Genomic DNA, 18157 nt, shown 5'->3' on the forward strand with positions numbered 1-18157 from the left:
GCTCCTGCCGATGTGCCGGCTGTGAGGTCGACGACGACGCAGCCGGGCTGGGCTGTTTTCCCAGACCCTCGGGCTTCTCGCCCGGTGACCGCTCGCGTGACGCTGCATTCGCCGGCGTTGTCCAACGTGGTCACGATCCATGACTTCCCGCTCGCGCACCCGACCGTCCAGCCGCTGCCGGACGGCCGGGTCCTGGCCGTGGGCGCCAGGGCTCGATGGCGCCAGGACGGTCCGGACCGCAATGCGATCATCTATTCCGCCGACGGGACCGCTCTGGCCGCCGAAACGCTCGGGGACGGCATCGAGCACGTCTTCACCACCGGCACTGGCCACGTGTGGGTGGGCTACTTCGACGAAGGTGTCTTCGGAAACTTCGGCTGGGGCAGGGCCGACGGCCGGGAACCGATCGGCTCATGCGGGCTCGTGCGATTCTCCCCGGATTTGAAGGTCGACTGGCGGTTCCCCTTTCACGAGGACAATCCGTGGGGCGCGATCAGCGACTGCTATGCGCTCAACGTCGACGCGGACACCGCTTGGACGTGCTACTACACGAGCTTCCCCATTGTCCGCGTTCATGATGGTGTTCTCGCCGGCTGGCGCGGCGACGGCACTGCCGCGAACGCGCTCATCACCGACGGCTCACGCATCGCCCTGTACGGCGGGTACAGCGCCGACCGCGATCGGCTGGTCGTAGGCCAACTGAGCGACGGCCAGATGCGGAGTAGCGGGGAGTATCGGGTGGTCCTTCCGGGTGGGGAGGAACTCCCCGGCGACGCGCGCGTCATCGGACGTGGGCCTGATCTGCACATCCTTACCGGCACGGACTGGTATCGGCTCGACCTCACCGACGTCCCAGCTGAATCGTGACGCCGCCCGCTGGGCGGGCACCGCGATCAGCAGCGCACGACCAGTGGCATGAGCGGACGTTGTGTTACTTCGGAGACCCAGGCTTCGGGTGGCCCGGCTGCCGGGTTCGGCCGGGTCGAACACGTCAGTGGTGGTTCGCCTTTGTCTGCGCCTTGCAGTGGTCGACGACGCTGTGGATCTCCTTCTCCGAGACGTAGGCGTTCTGCAGGCGCATGGGCTTGCTCGCGCCCATCGGCAGGAACAGGGCGTCGCCCTGCCCGACGAGCTTTTCGGCGCCCGGCTGGTCGAGGATGACGCGGCTGTCCGACAGCGAGGACGTCGCGAACGCCAGCCGGGACGGCACGTTGGCCTTGATGAGCCCGGTGACCACGTCCACCGACGGTCGCTGGGTCGCCAGGACCAGGTGGATCCCCGCGGCGCGGGCGAGCTGGGTGATGCGCACGACCGAGTCCTCCACGTCGCGCGGCGCGACCATCATCAGATCGGCCAGCTCGTCGACGATGACGAGCATGTACGGGTACGGGGTGTACACGCGCTCGCTGCCGGGCGGCGGCACCAGCTTGCCCGCCTTCACCGCCTTGTTGAAGTCGTCGATGTGCCGGTACCCCGAGGCGGCCAGGTCGTCGTAGCGGCGGTCCATCTCGCCCACGACCCACTCCAGGGCCTCGGCGGCCTTCTTGGGATTGGTGATGATCGGCGTGATCAGGTGCGGGATGCCCTGGTACATCGTCAGCTCGACCCGCTTGGGATCGACCAGGATCATCCGCACCTCGTCAGGGGTGGCCCGCATCAGGACCGAGGTGATGAGCCCGTTGATGCACGTCGACTTGCCGGCCCCGGTGGCGCCCGCGATCAGGATGTGCGGCATCTTCGCCAGGTTCGCCACCACCGTGCGGCCCTCGACGTCCTTGCCCAAACCCACGATCATCGGATGATGCTCGTTGGTCGCCGCAGGCGAGCGCAGCACGTCACCGAGGCTGACGATGTCCTTGTCGGTGTTGGGGATCTCCACCCCGATCGCCGACTTCCCCGGAATCGGCGAGATGATCCGCACATCGGCGCTCTTCACCGCATACGCGATGTTCTTGGTCAACGCCGTGACCTTCTCCACCTTCACCGCCGGACCCAGCTCGATCTCGTACCGCGTGATCGTCGGCCCCCGCGTGAACCCCGTGACCTGCGCATCGATGTCGAACTGCTCCAACACCCCGGTAAGCGCGTTCACCACCGTGTCATTGGCCTTCGTCCGCGGCTTGGACACACTGCCGGGCCGCAACGCCGCCGGATCGGGCAGCACGTACCGAGCGTTGACCGTTGATGACAGGCGCCCGATGCGCTTCAGTTCGCGTGCTACGGCGGCGGCATCCGCAGGGCGGTCATCGGGGGTTTTGGCGAGTAGGGCCAGGATGAGCGCGTCCAGCTCGATGGGGGTGTCGAGTCGCAGCGCGCGGGGGGAGGGGGCGGGTCTGGCCAGGTGCTGGGCGACGATGGCCTGCAGATCGTCGCCAGGGAAGACGTACCGGCCCGTGAGCATGTGGAACAGAGTGCAGCCGAGGGCGTACAGGTCGGCCCGTCCGTCCAGGGGCTTGCCGGCGGCCTGCTCGGGAGGCATGTAAGCGAAGGTGCCCATTCGGACGCCTGTCGCCGACAGTCCCGCCGTGGCGCCCTGCAGTCTGGCGATGCCGAAGTCGCATATCTTCACCTGCCCGCTTGGCAGCAGCATCAGATTGGCCGGCTTGATATCGCGGTGCACCACCCCGGCCGCGTGCGCGGCCGCCAGCCCTTCGGCCACCTGGGCCCCGTAGTCCAGGACCAGCTCAATGGGCAGGCCGCCGGGTTGCCGTTCCAGGATCTTGCGCAGGTCCTGCCCGGTCAGCAGCTCAAGGACAAGGAACGGGTGCCCGCGTTCCTCACCGACATCGAAGACCGCAGCGATGGCCGGGTGGGACAGGCGGGCGGCGGCCCGGCCCTCGCGGCGGAACCTGCCCATCGCCTGGACCATTTCGTTCTCATCGCGCCAGTTGGGTAGCAGAACCTTCAACGCGACAGGACGCTCCAACGACAAGTCGAGCCCGCGCCACACCTCGCCCATGCCGCCGCGACCCAGCAACGTCTCCAGGCGGTACCGGCCCGCCAATTCCAGTCCCGGCTGCACAATCCCGCCCTCGCACCGTCCGTCGCCCTACCCGCAAGGCTCCCACCCAGCCTAGGAGATTTCACCTGCTGTCCCTGGGCATCGCTCACGGAGCTGAGCAACGACCGAGCCTTTGGCAATAGGCACGCACGGCGACCGATCCACGTAGCCAGGGCCTGGTCATTTGATGCGGTCGAGGAAGTCCAGCACTCGATCAGTGGTCTGCGTTGCGGCGTGTTCGTCGTGCGACGGCAGGCTGCTGTCGATGAAGAGGTGCCTGTTACCGGGGTAGAGGAACAGTTCGGCATCCGCCGCCGTCTCGACGAGCGCCCGGGCTGCGTCCACGTCGCCCTCCCCCGCGAAGAACGGATCCGCGTCCATGCCGTGGACCTGGACCGGGATGGCGGCGGGCCAGGCCCCGCCAAATTCCGCGACGGGGAGGCACGCCTCCAGCAGCAGCGCACCCTTCGCGCCGGGGCGGGTCTGGGCCAGTTTCTGCGCCGGCAGGACTCCGAGCGAGAACCCGAGGTAGACGAGTTCAGCAGGCAGGCCCTCGGTGGCGGCGGTTCCGCGCGCGATGATCGTGCCGAACCCGACGTCCTCGACGTAGCTCATGCCGTTCTGGAGGCTGTCGAATATCTGCCCCTCGAACAGGTCCGGGACGTGAACAGTGTGTCCGGCACGTCGCAGCTGCTCGGTGAACCCACGGATGCCGACGGTCAGCCCGTGCCCGTGGTGGAAGACCAGCACCTCAGCCATCTCGCTCCCCTCGTGCGGCGGAGCCCGGGCGGCACCGCAGCACGAGTATGGCCCGCGCCGACGCAGGGTCCAGACAGACATCGCGGGCGCCACTCCCCGCGGTCGGTGGAGCCGGCATCGAGGGCTCTTTCACTGGCTGGACGAGGAGCCCAGCCTGCCCTGCGGGCGGGCCAGGCTCTGGGGTTGGTTTATGGTTGATCGGTCCGTTTCCTTTGGGAGCGGACTCCGTTCTTGAAGGACGACTCGTCTTCGGCCGACCCGAGTGCCTCTACGGCGCGCAAGCCGGGAGAGGAATTCGCGCCAGATCCCCAATAAAAGGGGAGCGCCAGCCTTGGCGCGGCGGCTCGGGCGCGCGGGACCCGGTCTTCGCGTCAGCGCTCGTCGTACTGGCACCTCCCGCAGGTCTCGGCCGAGTTGCCGGACGAGCAGGCCCCACGCGGCGTCCTCGTCCAGGCCGCTCAACTGGAGCGAAACGCCCTCACCGAACATCACCTGATTCCGGAAAGCGCCAGGGAGTCGCTCTGTCCAGCAGTGGCCGTGAGAATCCACGGCGGGTGCCCCGCCGGAGCAGATGACCTGATCTCGCCATTGCGGGTCCCATAGGCTGCCGGGCGTGGACTGGGTCGAGCGGGTTACGGAGGTCCGCCGGTGGTCGCGGGGTGGGGAGCGGGCACCGCACAAACCTCTGCTGTTGCTGTACGCGCTCGGGCATTACCAGCGGTTCGGCGATGCTCCGATGTTCTACAGCGAGGTCGAGAAGCACCTTGCGGGGCTGTTGCGGGAGTTCGGGCCGCCCCGGAGAACCAGTCCCTCGTACCCCTTCCATTATCTGACCAGCGATGGTTTGTGGGAAGTACAGACCGCCGACGGGGACGGCAGCCCGGGGCCCGGTGTCGGCGACCTGAGGGCCCGGGCCGCGCGAGGCCGGCTGACCGGGGAGCTGGCGGCCGCGCTGCGTGATGATCCGCGGCTGTTGCCGCAGCTGTGCCGCGCCATCCTGGACGTCAACTTCGAGCCCTCGTTGCACGACGACATCTGCGCCGCCGCTGGGATCGACCTGGAGTCGGTCGAGGCTGCGGGCGCGGTGATCCCGCGGCGGCGCGACCGGGCCTTCCGCGAGCAGATCATGGTCGCCTATGAGTACCGGTGCGCGTTCTGCGGCTATGACGGCTGGCTGAACGGGACCGCGGTCGGGCTGGACGCCGCGCACGTCCGCTGGTGGGCCTTCGACGGTCCCGACGACATCACCAACGGCATCTGCCTGTGCGCGCTGCACCACAAGCTCTTCGACAAGGGCGCCCTCGGCATAGCCGAGGATCGGCGGGTCACCGTGTCGGTGCACTACGTCGGGCGCGGTCCGGCCGCCCGCCATCAGGTTCACGCTCTGGCGGGACGTCCGATCAGCACGCCGCAGAGAGCCTTCCCCGACGTGGATGACCAGCACATTGCCTGGCACGCCCGCGAGGTATTTCGCTCCCCTGCCCGGGCGGCGTGACGGGGCACAGCCTGGATCGGCGGCACGTCCGGCCCGCCGTCCACTCCGGCATGGGGGTGGTCACGTTCGCCGGGTCGCCGTCGCGGCTCTGAGGGGCGGGCTGCATGCCTCGGTCAAGTGAGGGTAGAGCGGCTTTGACCGTAAACGGCTGAAAGGGCGGGTTTCATGGTTATTGTCGCCATTGTGGGCGTCTGTGCTGTTCTGTTGGTTCTGGCGTTCCTGCTGCCGAGATTGTCGCGGCATCCGCAGCGAGGTACTCAGCGCGCGCTGGGGGTGGGGTCACGTGCGGGTTCTTCGGCTCCGGGCGGGCTCGGACGGCTGCTGAGCAAGCCGTTCCGCAGCTCCTCGCGTGCCGTCGGCCGCAGCGGGGAGGCCGGTCGGCGCGCTCGCGGCCGCTCCCCGTTCTGATTCCCAGCCCGTAACCGTGGCATCTCTCGCCGCCCGCCTCCCAGCTTGAGGCGGGCGGCAGCCCTTTTCTGGGCGGGGGCTGACGGCCGCCTGGCCTGCCCGATCGCGTCCTGCCGCATCCGCGCGTTTGACCGGGGGCTCCGCTCAGAGGCCGGTGATTTCGCCGATGCCCGCCCGTACGGCGGGGGTCAGACTCCGGGGCGTTGGCTGTCCCACCCCTGGAGGTTTCATGAGAAAGGCCCTCGGTTCCCTCGTCGCGTTGCTCGCGGCGCTGGCGGCGTTCGGAGTCGGCCTCGCGCCGGCGCAGGCGGCGGGGCCGCGGCCCGTGGTGTTCGTGCACGGGTACACCGGCAACGCGTCCAATTGGGTCACCGCCATGTCGGTGTTCCGCGCCGCGGGCTACAGCAGCGACCAGCTGTTCGCCTACGAGTACAACTCCTACGGCGACAACAAGCAGAACGCGGCGGGGCTCGCGTCGTACGTGAACCAGGTGAAGTCGCGGACGGGCGCCTCCCAGGTCGACATCGTCAACCACTCCATGGGCGGCCTGGTCAGCCAGTACTACCTGAAGGTGCTGAACGGGAACCCGAACGTCGCGCACCTGGCGTCGATCGCGGGCGCCAACCACGGGACGACGTACGCCACCGCCTGCACCGTCTTCGAGACGTGCCGGCAGATGCTCCCCGGGTCGACGTTCGTCCAGCAGATCAGCGCGGGGGACGAGACGCCCGGCAGCACGCAGTACGCCACCTGGTACTCGCCGTGCGACGGCATCATCATCCCCTACACCAGCACCCGTCTGGACGGCGCGAACAACCACTACGTGGCCTGCCAGACCCACCTCGGCTACCTCGCGGACGCGGTGGTCCTCGGTGCCATCGCCCAGTTCACGAAGAGCTGAGTCCGGCGCCGGACATAACGGGCGGGAGGGACGACCTCCCGCCCGTTCCGTTTGGCGCCGCGAAGGGCGGCGCAGGAATCCGGTGGAGGGGAGGCGGCCTGTGGACAAGCTCGCGGGGAGGCCCGTGGCGGCCGGCCTGGTCTGCCTGAGCCTGACCGCCTGCCATGCTTCCCCCGCCGCGGGCAGCGAGCCGCCGCCCGTGGCGGAGGACAGCGGTTCCGCCGCGCCGGGACGGCTCAGCGGAAGGGTCATCGTGATCGACCCCGGGCACAACGGGGGGAACGCGGCCCACCCGGACGTGATCGGCGAGCCGGTGTGGGTGGGGAACGGCCGCAAGGCCTGCAACACGACCGGGACCGCCACCGCGGACGGTTACGCCGAGCACGCCTTCACCTGGGACGTCTCGAACCGGCTGGCGAAGGCGCTGCGGGCCAGGGGCGCCCGGGTGGCACTGACGCGCGGCAGCGACACGGGGGTGGGGCCCTGCGTCACGGAGCGGGCGGCGATCGGGAACCGCGCGCACGCCGACGCGGCGCTGTCGATCCACGGCGACGGAGGGGCGGCCGCCGGGCACGGCTTCCACGTCATCCTGCCGATGCCCGTGGGCGGCAACAAGGAGATCGTCGCGCCCTCCGCCCGCCTGGGGACGGCGATCCGCGACGCCTACCGGTCGGGGACGGGCATGCCCTACGCCGACTACCTCGGGAAGGACGGCCTCGACCGGCGGGATGATCTCGGCGGGCTGAACATGTCCACCGTCCCGGCCGTGTTCATCGAATGCGGGAACATGAAGAACCCGGGGGACGCGGCCAGGATGTCCAGTGCGGCGTTCAGGCAGGTCATGGCCGAGTCCCTGGCGAAGGGCTTCGAGGACTACCTCCGCTGAGTTTGCCCGTTGCAGGGATTGTCCGGGACGCCTCCGGCTAGATCAGTCACAACGAGCCACACCGGACGAATGGACGATCGCCATGAGCCGTAGGCGCGGACGGAGCGCGTCGCCGCCCAACTGGGAACTCCTGGTGGGGCTGGTCGCGACCGGTTTCATCATCTACGTGTGGGTGTGGGCGGCGACGCAGGGCGGCCCGCCCTTCTGGTAGCGGCGGGGCCGCCCCTGCGTCTCGCTTACCGCTCCAGGAGCGCCCTGAGGGATTTCGCCACCTCCGCGGGCGCCTCCTCGGCGATGAAGTGTCCACAGGTGACCGTCTCATGCCGGAGGTCGGCCGCCCAGGCCTCCCACAGGGCGACGGCGTCGTAGCCGAGGGCGGCGCCCCAGTCCTGCTGCAGGACGGTGACGGGCATCCGCAGGCGGTTGCCCGCCTCCCGGTCGGCGGTGTCGTGTTTGACGTCGACGCCGGCGGACGCGCGGTAGTCCGCGACGATCGAGGGGACGGCGGCGCGGCAGGCGTCCAGGTAGGCGGCGCGGACGTCGGGCGGGATGGCGGACGGGTCGTTCGTCCACACGTCGAGGAAGTGGCCGAAGAAGGCGTCCGGGGCCCCGGCGATCAGCTGCTCGGGGAGGCCGGGCGGCTGCGCCATCAGGTACAGGTGGAAGCCGACGGCGGCCGACGCGCCGCGCATGACGTCCCACATGTCCAGCGTCGGCAGGACGTCCAGGCAGGCGAGACGGGTGATCGTGCCGGGGTGGTCGAGGCCGGCGCGGAACGCGACGAGCGCTCCGCGGTCGTGGCCGGCGAGGGCGAAGCGGTCGTGGCCGAGGGCGCGGGCGAGGGCGACGGTGTCGGCGGCCATGGTCCGCTTGGAGTAGCCGTGGGACGGCTTGTCGCTCTCCCCGTATCCGCGCAGGTCGGGGACGATGACCGTGTGGTCGGCGGCGAGGTCGCGGGCGACGTGCCGCCACATCAGGTGGGTCTGCGGGAAGCCGTGCAGCAGGACGATCGGGGGGCCCGATCCGCCGACCGCCGCGTTGAGGGACACGCCGTCGGCGACGGGGACGCGCTGGTAGTCGAAATCGCTGATCGTTGGCATGGGTCCCATGCTGCCGGGCGCGGATGAGCATTCGATGAGCGCGCTATACCGTGGGGGCGTGGAGGTCCTGTTCGGGGTGCTGGGGCCGGTGACCGCCTGGGACGGGCACGGGAGCGCGATCGCCCTGAAGGGGCCGCGGCACCGCGCCGTCCTGGCCCGGCTGATCGTCGCGCGCGGGCGCGTGGTGCCGGTGTCCCGGATCGTGGACGATCTGTGGGCCGATCCGCCGTCGGACGCGGTCGGGGCCGTCCGCACCTTCGTGGCGGCCCTGCGGCGCGTCCTCGAACCGGACCGTCCGCCGAGGACGCCGCCCCGGCTGCTGGTCACCGAGGGTCCGGGGTACGCGCTGCGCGCCGGGCCCGAGGCCGTGGACGCCTGGCGTTTCGAGCGGGTCGTGGCCTCGGACCGTCCCCCCGCCGAACTGGCGGGCGCGCTGGACGAGGCGCTGGGCTGGTGGCGCGGCCCCGCCTACGCGGAGTTCGCCGACGAGCCGTGGGCGCGGGCGGAGCACTCACGGCTGGCCGAGCTGCGGCTGCGCGCCGTCGAGCGGAAGGCCGAGGCGCGGCTCGCGCAGGGTCTGGCCGCCGAGGCGATACCGGATCTGGACGCGCATGTCGCCGACCATCCCTGGCGCGAGGACGCATGGCGTCTCCTGGCCCTCGCCCTCTACCGAACGGGCCGCCAAGGAGACGCACTGGCCGTCCTCCAAAGGGCGCGCACCCTTCTGGTCGAGGAACTGGGGTTGGACGCTACTCCGGCGTTGCGCCGCCTAGAGGAGGACATCCTCCGCCAGGCCGACCACCTGGAACCCGCCCGGGACGCGGCGTCGCGGGTGTGGGCGCAGGCGGCCGAGGCATACGACCGGACGGTGGCGTCCGGCGCGCGCGCCCGGCTTGAGGCGACGGTCGGCCTCCTGCGGAGCCTCGCGGTGACCGGCGCCGGGGGCCTGGAGGCGGCCCGGGAGCAGCGCCTGGCAGTGGTCACGGCGGCCGAGGACCTCGGCGACGCCGAGCTGACCGCCCGGGTGATCGGCGCGTTCGACGTCCCGGCGATCTGGACCCGGTCGGACGATCCGCGCCAGGCGGCCGGGGTGGTGGCGGCGGCGGAGCGCGCCCTCGCCGGGCTGCCGCCGGACGGGCACGAGGCCGCCCGCGCCCGCCTGCTGGCCACGATCGCGCTGGAGTCGCGCGGCGCCCGGGGCGACCGGGGGCGCGAGGCGGCGCGGGCGGCGGTGCGGACGGCCCGCGAGCTGGACGATCCGGCGCTTCTGGCGTTCGCGCTGAACGGCGCTTTCATGCAGGCGTTCGACCGGGCGGGACTGGCGCCGCGGCGGGACGCGATCGGCGCGGAGCTGGTGGACCTGTCGGCGCGCAACGACCTGTCGAGCTACGAGGTGCTCGGTCATCTCGTCCGGCTCCAGGCCCGCGGCGCGCTCGGCGACTTCGGCGGCGCCGACCGGCACGCGGACGCCGCCGACCGCCTCGCCGAGCGGCACGAACGCCCGCTGGTCGGCGTGTTCACGACCTGGTACCGGGCGCTGCGGCTCGCCGCGTCAGGCGAGGCGTCGTTCGAGGAGGCCGAGGATGCCTACCGGGGCGCGGCCGCGCACATGGAGGGGTGCGGCATGCCCGGTCTGGAGGACGGGTTGCTGCCGCTCGCCCTCCTCTGCCTGCGCGTCCAGCACCGGCTTCCCGCTCAGACCGAGCCCGCCGCCTGGGGACCGTACCTGCCGTGGGCCCGTCCCCTCGTGCTGCTGGCGCGGGGACGTTCCGGCGAGGCCGCCGCGGCGCTGCGGGACGTCCCCGACCCGCCACGGGACCTGCTGTTCGAGGCTCTGTGGTGCCTCACCGCGCAGGCTGCCATCGCGTCGGGCGACCGGGCGGCGATGCGGAGCGCGCACGACGAACTCGTCCCGGCGGCGGGCGAGTTGGCGGGCGCGCAGAGCGGGCTGCTCACCCTGGGCCCGGTCTCCGGCCACCTGGACGACCTCGCCTTCGCCCTCACCGGATGACATCGCCGCGCGGATAACGCCGGGCCTTCCGGCGATTCGTCGGTTAGGCTGTGCGTATGACGACTTCCAGTGGACAGGTGATGATGCCCCGCTCGCGGGGTCGCTGACGCTGGACGTTTTCCGAGGCCCTGTACGCGGGGCCTCTTTTCTTTTGGGGCTCCGTTCTCTTCCGGAGGTTCCCATGGACGTTTACCTCACCACGACCATTCCGTACGTCAACGCCCGCCCGCACCTGGGATTCGCCTTGGAACTCGTCCAGGCGGACGTCCTCGCGCGGCACTACCGGCGGAGCGGGGACGTCAGATTCCAGGCCGGCACGGACGACAACTCGCTGAACAGCGTCCTGGCGGCGGAGGCGGCGGGCGCCGGTGTGCAGGAGTTCGTGGACGGTCTGGCCGAGGAGTTCGTCGGCCTGGCCGGGCCGCTGTCCCTGTCGATCGACGACTTCATCCGCACCAGCCGGGACCCGCGCCATCGAGCGGGAGTGGAGCGGTTGTGGAGCGCCTGCGCCGAGTCGGGCGACCTGTACCGGCGCCATTACGAGGGCCTGTACTGCGTCGGCTGCGAACAGTTCTACGGGGAGGCCGAACTGCTCGATGGGCGCTGTCCCGACCATCGGACGGTGCCGCAGCGGATTTCCGAGGAGAACTGGTTCTTCCGGCTGTCGCGGTACGCGGACCGGCTGCACGACCTGATCTCCTCGGGAGAACTCCGGATCGAGCCCGCCGAGCGCCGCAACGAAGTGCTCTCCTTCATCGCGGGCGGGCTGGAGGACTTCTCCGTCTCACGGTCCGTCGATCGTGCCCGGGGCTGGGGAATCCCGGTCCCCGGTGACCCAGGCCAAGTCATCTACGTGTGGTGGGACGCCCTCGGCAACTACGTCACGGCCCTCGACTACGGGCGCGGCGGGCGGGAGTACCGGCGGTGGTGGGACGGCGACGCACGCCGCGTCCACCTCGTCGGGAAGGGGGTCGTGAGATTCCACGCCGTGTACTGGCCGGCGATGCTGCTGTCCGCCGGGCTGCCGCTGCCGGACGAGGTGCTGGTGCACGGGTACCTCACGGTCGGCGGGCGGAAGATCAGCAAGTCCGGCGGCACCACGGTCGATCCCGTGGGGCTCGTCCGGGAGTTCGGCGTGGACGCGGTGCGGTGGTGGCTGCTGCGGGAGGTCCCGAAATCGGGCGACGCCGACTTCACCGCCGAACGGCTCGTCGCGCGGGCCGACGACGAACTGGCCAACGGCCTCGGCAACCTCGTGCACCGCGTCGTCTCCATGGTCCACCGCTACCGGGACGGCGTGGTCCCCGGCGGGGAGGGCGGCGAACTCGGCGCGGTGTGCCGGGAGGCGCCGGCGGCGGTCGACGCGGCGCTGGCCGACTTCGACTTCCGCCGGGCCACCGCGGCGGTCTGGCAGGTCGTCGACGAGGCCAACCGCCACGTCAACCGCGTCCGCCCATGGGACCTGGCGAAGGCGGGCGATCCGCACCTGGACGGCGTGCTCGCCGAGCTGGTGGCTGCGTGCCGGACGGCCGGTGAGCTGCTGGAACCGTTCCTTCCGGACGCGGCCGCCCGGGTCCGGCGGCAGTGCGCGGGCAAGCGGCTGCCTCCTCCGGAACCGCTCTTCCCTCGGCTCCGCTGACGTCAGGCGGGCCCGGAGGTACCCGCCTCCGGGCCCTCGCCGGGCAGGGCAGGGCCACCCGGTATACGACAACCAGCAGTGCGCGCGGCCCGTCCAGGAGCGGATGGTGTGGCACTTCCTGTTGGTCGAGGACGATCTCGGCCAGAACGGTCCGCGGGAGGTCGACGGCCTGAAGATGACGCACTGCGTGCCGAACGAGAGGGCCGTCCGGCGGCGCTAGTTCTCGGAGACGAGGGTGGGGAGGCGGCGCGTCCCGGCGCGCCGCCCGGCCCGGCGGTGGCCCTCGACGGCGGCCTGGACGATCCGGCCCTCGGCGCTGAACGCGTGCTCCATGACCGTGACGTACTCGGCCGTGGGCGGGTAGAGGCGGGCGGCGGCGCCGGCCGTCCGGCGGATGAGGACGCGGGCGCCGGTGCGCAGCGCGGACTCGAAGTGGCGGACGTCCTGCCCCGCGCGTGCCTCGCTGGCGCCGAGGGCGCGGAACACGTCGAGCACGGTGCCGGTCTCGCGGGCGCCGGTGTAGGCGGCGAGGGCGTCCCGGACGAGGGCGAGGATCTCGCGCGCCCGCAGGTGCGTGTAGGCGGGGACGCGCTCGGCGATCTCTCCGGCGACCTCGGCGGTGATCTCGTCGAGGCGGTCGGCGAGGAACTGGTCCAGAGTGGGCTGCATGGGGCGTCCCCTCTCGTTGCTCGTCCCCGGGCGCGACCGGGAGCGTTGGCCGAGAGCACACCGATCCAGGCGGATGCGGTGAAGATATGTTACCGGCGCGTAGGTCGGATGCGCTGCCCCCTTTTCCGAAACGTCATTGAGCGGGGTTGGCGGCCCGTCCCTCCGTGACGAGAAGGACGACCGTCTCCCCGTGCCCGGACGCGAGGAGCGGGCGGCGGTCCGGCGCCAGCGCGGCGCGGGCCCCGGCGAGGGAGGCCGCGCCGCAGGGGCCGGCCGCCACCCCGAGGTCGGCCAGGTCGCGCGCCGCGCGTGCCGTGGACGCGTCGGTGACCGCCACGGCGGCGTCCAGGCCGGAGCGCAGGACGGGCCAAGCGAGAGACGACGGGGTCGCGCAGTTCAGGCCCGCCATGGTGGTCGGCCCCGTCCTCACGGTCAGTGGCCTGCCCTGGTGGAGACTCGCCAAGACGCAGGGCGCCGCGTCGGGTTCGACGGCGAGCAACGTGGGGGCGGACCGCCGGGACCGGTAATGGGTCACAGCCGCCTGGGCCAGCGACCCCACCCCCACTGGAATGGCCACCAGGCCCGCTGGGGCGGCCCCCGCCTCGGCGAGTTGTTCGTCTATCTCGGTGAAGAGGGTGGAGTAACCCTCGACTATCCATTGCGGCACGCGTTCGTAGCCGGGCCATGCGGTGTCCTGGACGAGGAGCGCCGAGGGATCGGCGGCCGCGGCATCGGAAGCGGCCCGCACCGCCTCGTCGTAGGGCGCCGGTATCTCGGTCACGGCCGCGCCCTCCGCCTTGATCGCGGCCACCGCCTCGGGATGGACGCCGTGCGGGAGGTAGACCTCCGCCGGCAGCCCCAGGAGCCCGGCCATCGCCGCGACGGCGCGCCCGTGGTTGCCGTCCGTCGCCGTGACCAGCCGGACGTCCGGCCGCAGGGACCCCAGGTCGGCGGGAGACGTGGCGCCGGGGGCGAGGCCCAGGCGGTCGCAGAGCGCCCGGTGGACGCCCCACGAGGCGCCGAGGATCTTGAAGGCGGGCAGGCCGAGGCGCGCCGACTCGTCCTTGGCGAACAGCCGCCGGACGCCGAGTGCGGCCGCCAGCGACGGGAGCTCGGTCAGCGGCGTCGGGGCGTGGCCGGGGAGGGTCCGGTGGAAGGCGGCGACGTCGCGCGGCGCGCGCGGGCACGTCCAGTCACGCGCGGCCGGACGGGCGAACCAGGACGAACGGGCAGGCGAGGCGGGGGTCGTGACCATGGCGAACACCGTGCCGCACCGACTTCCGATCGGTCCAGCGAATGTTTACGAGCGATAATCGTCACTCAAGCCGATGGATGAGAGGCATGCTCGATCTGCACCGGCTCCGGCTCCTGCGCGAGCCGAAGCACCGGGGGACGCTCGCCGCCGTCGCCGAGCCCCTCTCCTACAGCCCGTCCTCGATCTCGCAGCAGCTCTCCGTCCTGGAGAAGCTGGTCGCGCACACCGAGGTGCCCCGGGGGGAAACTCCACCGTGAATCGGGGTTTTCCCCTATGGCGATGAATTCGCGCGGGAGGCAGAGTCGTAAGCAGCAGAAGGGTGACGAGGAAGTCTCCCGCAGGAAGAAGGCACTCCGATGTCGACCATGCCGAGCTTCACCTCGATGAACGCGTCCGACCTCGCCGAGATCCTGTTCACCTCCCCGCTGCAGGAATCCGACCGTCCCTCCGCCGAGCAGGTCCGCACCGCGATCAACGACCGGTTCGGGGCCTGCCGCGGGGACAGCTCCCGCTGGATCGCCGCCGTCGCCCAGGAGGCCGGCGACCATCCGGACACCTACCTGCCGCGGATGCGCTGGGCGCTCACCACCGTGTACGCGGCCTACCCCGGCCTGACCACCGCCGCCTGACCCGGGAGGGATCATGCGTTCACCGTTCGCCGACCGCCGCGAGGACATCCTCCCCCGCTCGCTCGCCGACCTGCTCGCCGCCGAGTCGTCCGGCGCCGAGGACGAGGCGCCCCGGCGCCGGCAGCGCCGCGCCATGACCGCCCGGCGCGTCACGTAGCCGCCGCGCAGGCGTCCGGCCGGCCGGGGGTCAGTGGCGCGACTTGGTCTTCTTGACCGTCTTGTGCTTGGACGACTTCTTCTTGTGGCCTCCGCCGTCCGGCTCCCACTCGTACCCGGGGGTGTTGCTCTTGCAGAAGCGGTCGCTCACCTTCGTGTCGGTCGCATCGTGCTCGCACCACCGGTCCTGACCGCAGGCGGTCAGCCCGAACGCGGCGACCAGACCGACGAGCGCGAGGGCCGCGGAACGGGTTTTCAGCATCTTTCGCCTTTCTTTCCGGCAGGGGGCGTCGGGAACGACGGGAGATCTGACGCGCGCGGCCGCGCCGGCGTTCCGTCGCCGCACGATACGGGACGTGGCCGGGACCGGCCGCGAACTATGCTGGCCGCCGTGAGCCAAGAGCCGACGGAGCGACAGGGCGGCCGTCCCGGCGCCGGGACCCGCGAGTACCGCATCGGCGAACTCGCCGCGACCGCCGGGGTCCCGGTGCGGACCCTGCGCTACTACCAGGAGCGCAAGCTGCTGCCGCCGCCCCGCCGCGAGGGGCGCATCGGCCTGTACTCCGAGGACCACCTGGCCCGCCTCCGAATGATCGGGAACCTGCTGGACCGCGGGCACACCCTGGAGGGCATCCGCGAACTGCTGGCCGCCTGGGAGCAGGGCCGCGACATCGGCACCGTGCTCGGCGTCGAGAAGGCGGTCACGACCCCGTGGTCGAACGAGGTCCCGGTGACGATGACGCTGGACGAGCTGGCCGCGCTGTTCCCCGGCGAGGTCGGCCCGGACGCCGTCGAGCGGGCCGTCGCGCTCGGTCACGTCGAGGTGGACGGCGACCGCGTCACCCACTGGAGCCGCCGCCAGCTCGACGCCACGGTGACGCTGGTGCGGGCGGGGGTGCCGCTGGACGCCGTGCTCGCGGCCGGCCAGGAGCTCCAGCGCAGCATGGACGACCTCGCCGGGATGTTCGTCCGGCTGATCACGACGCATGTCGTCGGGCGGCTGGACGAGGCCGCCGACGACCGGCACCTCGGGGCCCTCACCGAGACCATCGCCCGGCTGCGCCCCGGCGCCCAGGTCACGGTCGAGGCCGGCTTCGCCCGGGCCATGGACCGGCAGGTCCGCGCCGCGATCGACGAGCTGCTCGGCCGCCTGGCCACTCCCTGAGCCGTCCTTTACCGAAGCGCGGCCCGCGGACGCCCCGCCCCGGCTTCCGTGATCATTAGCGTGGCCGGATGTCACGATCCATCGCCGCGCTCGCGCTCGCGGCCGCGCTGCTGCCGGCCGCCGCGCCCGCCCGGGCCGCGGCCGCGGACGGCCCCTGCTGGTCGTCCCGGCACCCGAAGGCGGCCGAGCGGCTCGGCGCGCGGATCAGGCAGGCGCTGCGCGGCCGCGCAGGTACCGAGTCCGTCGCCGTGTACGACCGCGGGCGCGGCATCCGCTGCGCGGTCGCGGCCGGGCGCCGCTACGACTCGGCGAGCGTCGTCAAGGTCACGGTCCTCGGAGCCCTGCTGCGCCGGGCGGTCGACGAGGACCGCCCGCTGACGGCGGCCGAGAGGGTCCGGGCCCGCAGGATGATCACCCGCTCGGACAACCGCGCGACGTCCGAGCTGTGGCGCTCGGTGGGACGTGCGCGCATCGCGGACTTCATCGACCAGGCCGGGATGGCGCGGACCGGGCTGGACCCCGGCGGCCGCTGGGGACTCACCCAGATCACCGCGCACGACGAGATGGAACTGCTGAGGCGGCTCACCGCGCCGAACGCGCTCCTGCCCGGCAAGGCCCGTGCGTACACGCTGAGGCTGATGCACGAGGTCGTCCCGGCGCAGCGGTGGGGGACCCCAGCGGGACGTCCCGCGGGCGTCGCCTGGCACGTGAAGAACGGCTGGCTGCCGCGCCCGGGGCGGCGCTGGCGGGTCCACAGCATCGGCAGTTTCGACGGGCGCGGCGAGGACTACATGATCGTGGTCCTCACGCGGGACACCCCGTCCATGGCCTACGGAGTCGCCACCATCGAACGCGTGGCCCGCACCGTCCACCACACCCTGGCCAGGACGAAGCTCCCGACGCCGCCCGACCGTTCATGGAAGGCCCTCTGACCGGCGCCGGGCCAGCCGAGGGCGACCGCTAACGCGGCTCGGTGCCCTGACGCTCGGCGGGGCCCTGCTCCAGTGCGGCCTCATAGGCGCGCAGGGCGCTGATGACCGTGGCGCGTTCGGCGGGAGCGAGATCGCGCATGACGCGCTCCCAGGCGGAGGCGCTGCCGGAGAGCCATTCGCCGATCGGCGCGGCGAAGGCGGGCGCGATGGCGACGATGCGGCGGCGGCGGTCGGCGGGGTCGGCGGTGCGCTCCAGGACGCCCGGCCGCGACAGGTCGCTCACCATGAGGCTGACGGTCGTCGGGGCGACCTCCAGCCGGGCTGCCAGCTCGTTGACGCTGGCCGGGCCGTCGTACTCCAGATGGGCCAGGAGCGCGAGGTGGCGCGGCGCTAGGTCGAGGCCCTGGAGCGCCGGCGGAATGGGCAGGCGCTTGGCGCGGCCGACGAGCCGCGGCATGAGCAGCAGCAGGGTGCGGACGGCCTCGTCGACGGCCGGACCGCCCGATCCGCTGGACATCGTCACCCTCCACAGTTACCTTTGATGTCAAAGCCTTTTAGGTCAAAGAGAACGGGGACCACTGTGCCGCATCTGACCGCCCACCTGCCAGAAGACAAGCTGGCGGGCAACGAGCCCGCGCTCCTCACCGCGCTGACCGAGGCGATCGTCGGCGTCTACGGCGAATGGGCCCGCGAGCTCGTGGGCATCCGCCTGTCCGGCGTCCCCGCCGGCCGCTTCGCGCGGGGCGGGAAGGCCGTGGACACGGACGTCTCGCTGGTCATGGGCGTGCGCGCCGCCGCCTTCGAGCGTCCCGACGCCGCCGAGATCAGCGCGAACCTGGCCGCCGCCCTCACCGGCGCCGTCACCGCCGTCCTCGGCGAGGACGTCCGCCCCGGCACCACGGTGGAACTGGTGGCCTCGCCTCAGGAACGCACCTTCGTGGCCGGTGCCCCCGCCCCCTGACCGGCGGCGGTCACGTGATCATAATGTCGGCGAACCGGAGACACGGCGGGGACGAGTCATCACGGTGCCCTCCCGGCGGACTTCTCGGACGCTTTCGCCCCCGGCGGCGCCCTGCTCCGGGACGTCGGCGTCCGCTGGCGCGGCGGCCTTCCCGCGGAGATCCAGTCGGTCATCGCCCTGGAGGGGCTCG

Annotated in this window: 21 protein-coding genes; 14 read left to right on the forward strand and 7 right to left on the reverse strand. The window is 71.9% G+C overall.

All coding sequences use genetic code 11. From position 1 onward, the window contains the following. Nucleotides 1-84 precede the first annotated feature (84 nt). Entirely contained in the window at nt 85-867 is a 783-nt protein-coding gene (locus BKA00_RS27085; protein ID WP_185029478.1) for a hypothetical protein, read from the forward strand. Nucleotides 868-991: 124 nt separating this feature from the next. On the opposite strand, the gene BKA00_RS27090 is transcribed toward BKA00_RS27085, so the two are convergent. Both BKA00_RS27090 and BKA00_RS27095 read right to left on the reverse strand, forming a co-directional pair. Beyond that, nucleotides 992-3022, reverse strand: coding sequence for a DNA translocase FtsK (locus BKA00_RS27090; RefSeq protein ID WP_185029480.1), 2031 nt, complete (start codon nt 3020-3022; stop codon nt 992-994). A gap of 159 nt (nt 3023-3181) precedes the next feature. After that, on the reverse strand, nt 3182-3760 hold the full coding sequence (locus BKA00_RS27095; protein WP_221493305.1) for a dienelactone hydrolase family protein: 579 nt from the start codon (nt 3758-3760) through the stop codon (nt 3182-3184). A gap of 613 nt (nt 3761-4373) precedes the next feature. On the opposite strand from BKA00_RS27095, the gene BKA00_RS27100 reads away from it, so the two are divergent. The 5 genes from BKA00_RS27100 to BKA00_RS40070 all read left to right on the forward strand — a co-directional run bounded on the left by BKA00_RS27100 (nt 4374) and on the right by BKA00_RS40070 (nt 7661). Continuing rightward, entirely contained in the window at nt 4374-5255 is an 882-nt protein-coding gene (locus BKA00_RS27100; RefSeq protein WP_185029484.1) for a phosphorothioated DNA-binding restriction endonuclease, read from the forward strand. A 165-nt stretch (nt 5256-5420) separates the two neighbouring features. Further along, nucleotides 5421-5663, forward strand: coding sequence for a DUF6411 family protein (locus BKA00_RS40910; RefSeq protein WP_221493306.1), 243 nt, complete (start codon nt 5421-5423; stop codon nt 5661-5663). 229 nt (nt 5664-5892) lie between these two features. After that, nucleotides 5893-6564: an esterase/lipase family protein gene (locus tag BKA00_RS27105; protein WP_185029486.1), complete on the forward strand. Its 672-nt coding sequence runs from the start codon at nt 5893-5895 to the stop codon at nt 6562-6564. Between the two features lie 100 nt (nt 6565-6664). After that, nucleotides 6665-7450 (forward strand): N-acetylmuramoyl-L-alanine amidase, encoded by a 786-nt coding sequence (locus BKA00_RS27110; RefSeq protein ID WP_185029488.1) that lies wholly within the window; start codon nt 6665-6667, stop codon nt 7448-7450. Between the two features lie 82 nt (nt 7451-7532). Continuing rightward, a complete protein-coding gene (locus tag BKA00_RS40070) occupies nt 7533-7661 on the forward strand; it encodes a hypothetical protein (protein WP_268248206.1) in 129 nt (42 codons plus the stop codon). Nucleotides 7662-7686: 25 nt separating this feature from the next. Here BKA00_RS40070 and BKA00_RS27115 read toward each other — a convergent pair whose 3' ends face one another. Next, nucleotides 7687-8559 (reverse strand): alpha/beta fold hydrolase, encoded by an 873-nt coding sequence (locus tag BKA00_RS27115; RefSeq protein ID WP_185029490.1) that lies wholly within the window; start codon nt 8557-8559, stop codon nt 7687-7689. 25 nt (nt 8560-8584) lie between these two features. Here BKA00_RS27115 and BKA00_RS27120 point away from each other — a divergent pair, with 25 nt between their 5' ends. Continuing rightward, nucleotides 8585-10561, forward strand: coding sequence for an AfsR/SARP family transcriptional regulator (locus tag BKA00_RS27120; RefSeq protein ID WP_221493308.1), 1977 nt, complete (start codon nt 8585-8587; stop codon nt 10559-10561). A gap of 181 nt (nt 10562-10742) precedes the next feature. Beyond that, entirely contained in the window at nt 10743-12200 is a 1458-nt protein-coding gene (gene metG / locus BKA00_RS27125) for a methionine--tRNA ligase (protein WP_185029493.1), read from the forward strand. Between the two features lie 216 nt (nt 12201-12416). Here metG and BKA00_RS27130 read toward each other — a convergent pair whose 3' ends face one another. Together BKA00_RS27130 and BKA00_RS27135 are read right to left on the reverse strand one after the other, a co-directional pair. Beyond that, on the reverse strand, nt 12417-12869 hold the full coding sequence (locus BKA00_RS27130; RefSeq protein WP_185029495.1) for a PucR-like N-terminal domain-containing protein: 453 nt from the start codon (nt 12867-12869) through the stop codon (nt 12417-12419). 133 nt (nt 12870-13002) lie between these two features. Beyond that, on the reverse strand, nt 13003-14124 hold the full coding sequence (locus tag BKA00_RS27135; RefSeq protein ID WP_185029497.1) for a diaminopropionate ammonia-lyase: 1122 nt from the start codon (nt 14122-14124) through the stop codon (nt 13003-13005). An 86-nt stretch (nt 14125-14210) separates the two neighbouring features. Between BKA00_RS27135 and BKA00_RS27140 the strand changes: the two genes are divergently transcribed. The 3 genes from BKA00_RS27140 to BKA00_RS27150 all read left to right on the forward strand — a co-directional run bounded on the left by BKA00_RS27140 (nt 14211) and on the right by BKA00_RS27150 (nt 14910). Next, nucleotides 14211-14381 carry a hypothetical protein gene (locus BKA00_RS27140; RefSeq protein ID WP_338072166.1) on the forward strand — a complete coding sequence of 57 codons (171 nt, stop codon included), beginning with the start codon at nt 14211-14213 and terminating at the stop codon, nt 14379-14381. A 99-nt stretch (nt 14382-14480) separates the two neighbouring features. Next, nucleotides 14481-14753 (forward strand): hypothetical protein, encoded by a 273-nt coding sequence (locus BKA00_RS27145; RefSeq protein WP_185029499.1) that lies wholly within the window; start codon nt 14481-14483, stop codon nt 14751-14753. A 13-nt stretch (nt 14754-14766) separates the two neighbouring features. After that, nucleotides 14767-14910 carry a hypothetical protein gene (locus BKA00_RS27150; protein WP_185029501.1) on the forward strand — a complete coding sequence of 48 codons (144 nt, stop codon included), beginning with the start codon at nt 14767-14769 and terminating at the stop codon, nt 14908-14910. A 30-nt stretch (nt 14911-14940) separates the two neighbouring features. Here the strand turns inward: BKA00_RS27150 and BKA00_RS27155 are convergent, their stop codons facing one another. Beyond that, the gene (locus BKA00_RS27155) at nt 14941-15171 is read right to left on the reverse strand and encodes a hypothetical protein (RefSeq protein ID WP_185029503.1); all 231 of its coding nucleotides are present in this window, start codon (nt 15169-15171) and stop codon (nt 14941-14943) included. A 129-nt stretch (nt 15172-15300) separates the two neighbouring features. On the opposite strand from BKA00_RS27155, the gene BKA00_RS27160 reads away from it, so the two are divergent. Then, nucleotides 15301-16074: a MerR family transcriptional regulator gene (locus BKA00_RS27160; protein ID WP_230298635.1), complete on the forward strand. Its 774-nt coding sequence runs from the start codon at nt 15301-15303 to the stop codon at nt 16072-16074. A gap of 68 nt (nt 16075-16142) precedes the next feature. Next, a complete protein-coding gene (locus tag BKA00_RS27165) occupies nt 16143-17006 on the forward strand; it encodes a serine hydrolase (RefSeq protein WP_185029507.1) in 864 nt (287 codons plus the stop codon). A 28-nt stretch (nt 17007-17034) separates the two neighbouring features. Here BKA00_RS27165 and BKA00_RS27170 read toward each other — a convergent pair whose 3' ends face one another. After that, nucleotides 17035-17523 carry a MarR family winged helix-turn-helix transcriptional regulator gene (locus BKA00_RS27170; RefSeq protein WP_185029509.1) on the reverse strand — a complete coding sequence of 163 codons (489 nt, stop codon included), beginning with the start codon at nt 17521-17523 and terminating at the stop codon, nt 17035-17037. 63 nt (nt 17524-17586) lie between these two features. Between BKA00_RS27170 and BKA00_RS27175 the strand changes: the two genes are divergently transcribed. Continuing rightward, nucleotides 17587-17967: a hypothetical protein gene (locus tag BKA00_RS27175; protein ID WP_185029511.1), complete on the forward strand. Its 381-nt coding sequence runs from the start codon at nt 17587-17589 to the stop codon at nt 17965-17967. The last annotated feature ends 190 nt before the right edge of the window (nt 17968-18157 follow it).

Origin of the sequence: Actinomadura coerulea (genome assembly GCF_014208105.1) — a bacterium.
In the GTDB taxonomy this organism is placed as follows: domain Bacteria; phylum Actinomycetota; class Actinomycetes; order Streptosporangiales; family Streptosporangiaceae; genus Spirillospora; species Spirillospora coerulea.

What these genes read in the sequence shown, in the direction of transcription:
- BKA00_RS27115 (WP_185029490.1), bottom strand. Translation starts at nt 8,559, where the DNA reads ATGGGACCCATGCCAACGATCAGCGATTTCGACTACCAGCGCGTCCCC.
- BKA00_RS40910 (WP_221493306.1), top strand. Translation starts at nt 5,421, where the DNA reads ATGGTTATTGTCGCCATTGTGGGCGTCTGTGCTGTTCTGTTGGTTCTG.
- BKA00_RS27145 (WP_185029499.1), top strand. Translation starts at nt 14,481, where the DNA reads ATGTCGACCATGCCGAGCTTCACCTCGATGAACGCGTCCGACCTCGCC.
- BKA00_RS27170 (WP_185029509.1), bottom strand. Translation starts at nt 17,523, where the DNA reads ATGTCCAGCGGATCGGGCGGTCCGGCCGTCGACGAGGCCGTCCGCACC.
- metG (WP_185029493.1), top strand. Translation starts at nt 10,743, where the DNA reads ATGGACGTTTACCTCACCACGACCATTCCGTACGTCAACGCCCGCCCG.
- BKA00_RS40070 (WP_268248206.1), top strand. Translation starts at nt 7,533, where the DNA reads ATGAGCCGTAGGCGCGGACGGAGCGCGTCGCCGCCCAACTGGGAACTC.
- BKA00_RS27140 (WP_338072166.1), top strand. Translation starts at nt 14,211, where the DNA reads ATGCTCGATCTGCACCGGCTCCGGCTCCTGCGCGAGCCGAAGCACCGG.
- BKA00_RS27120 (WP_221493308.1), top strand. Translation starts at nt 8,585, where the DNA reads ATGAGCGCGCTATACCGTGGGGGCGTGGAGGTCCTGTTCGGGGTGCTG.
- BKA00_RS27165 (WP_185029507.1), top strand. Translation starts at nt 16,143, where the DNA reads ATGTCACGATCCATCGCCGCGCTCGCGCTCGCGGCCGCGCTGCTGCCG.
- BKA00_RS27130 (WP_185029495.1), bottom strand. Translation starts at nt 12,869, where the DNA reads ATGCAGCCCACTCTGGACCAGTTCCTCGCCGACCGCCTCGACGAGATC.
- BKA00_RS27155 (WP_185029503.1), bottom strand. Translation starts at nt 15,171, where the DNA reads ATGCTGAAAACCCGTTCCGCGGCCCTCGCGCTCGTCGGTCTGGTCGCC.
- BKA00_RS27105 (WP_185029486.1), top strand. Translation starts at nt 5,893, where the DNA reads ATGAGAAAGGCCCTCGGTTCCCTCGTCGCGTTGCTCGCGGCGCTGGCG.
- BKA00_RS27135 (WP_185029497.1), bottom strand. Translation starts at nt 14,124, where the DNA reads ATGGTCACGACCCCCGCCTCGCCTGCCCGTTCGTCCTGGTTCGCCCGT.
- BKA00_RS27150 (WP_185029501.1), top strand. Translation starts at nt 14,767, where the DNA reads ATGCGTTCACCGTTCGCCGACCGCCGCGAGGACATCCTCCCCCGCTCG.
- BKA00_RS27095 (WP_221493305.1), bottom strand. Translation starts at nt 3,760, where the DNA reads ATGGCTGAGGTGCTGGTCTTCCACCACGGGCACGGGCTGACCGTCGGC.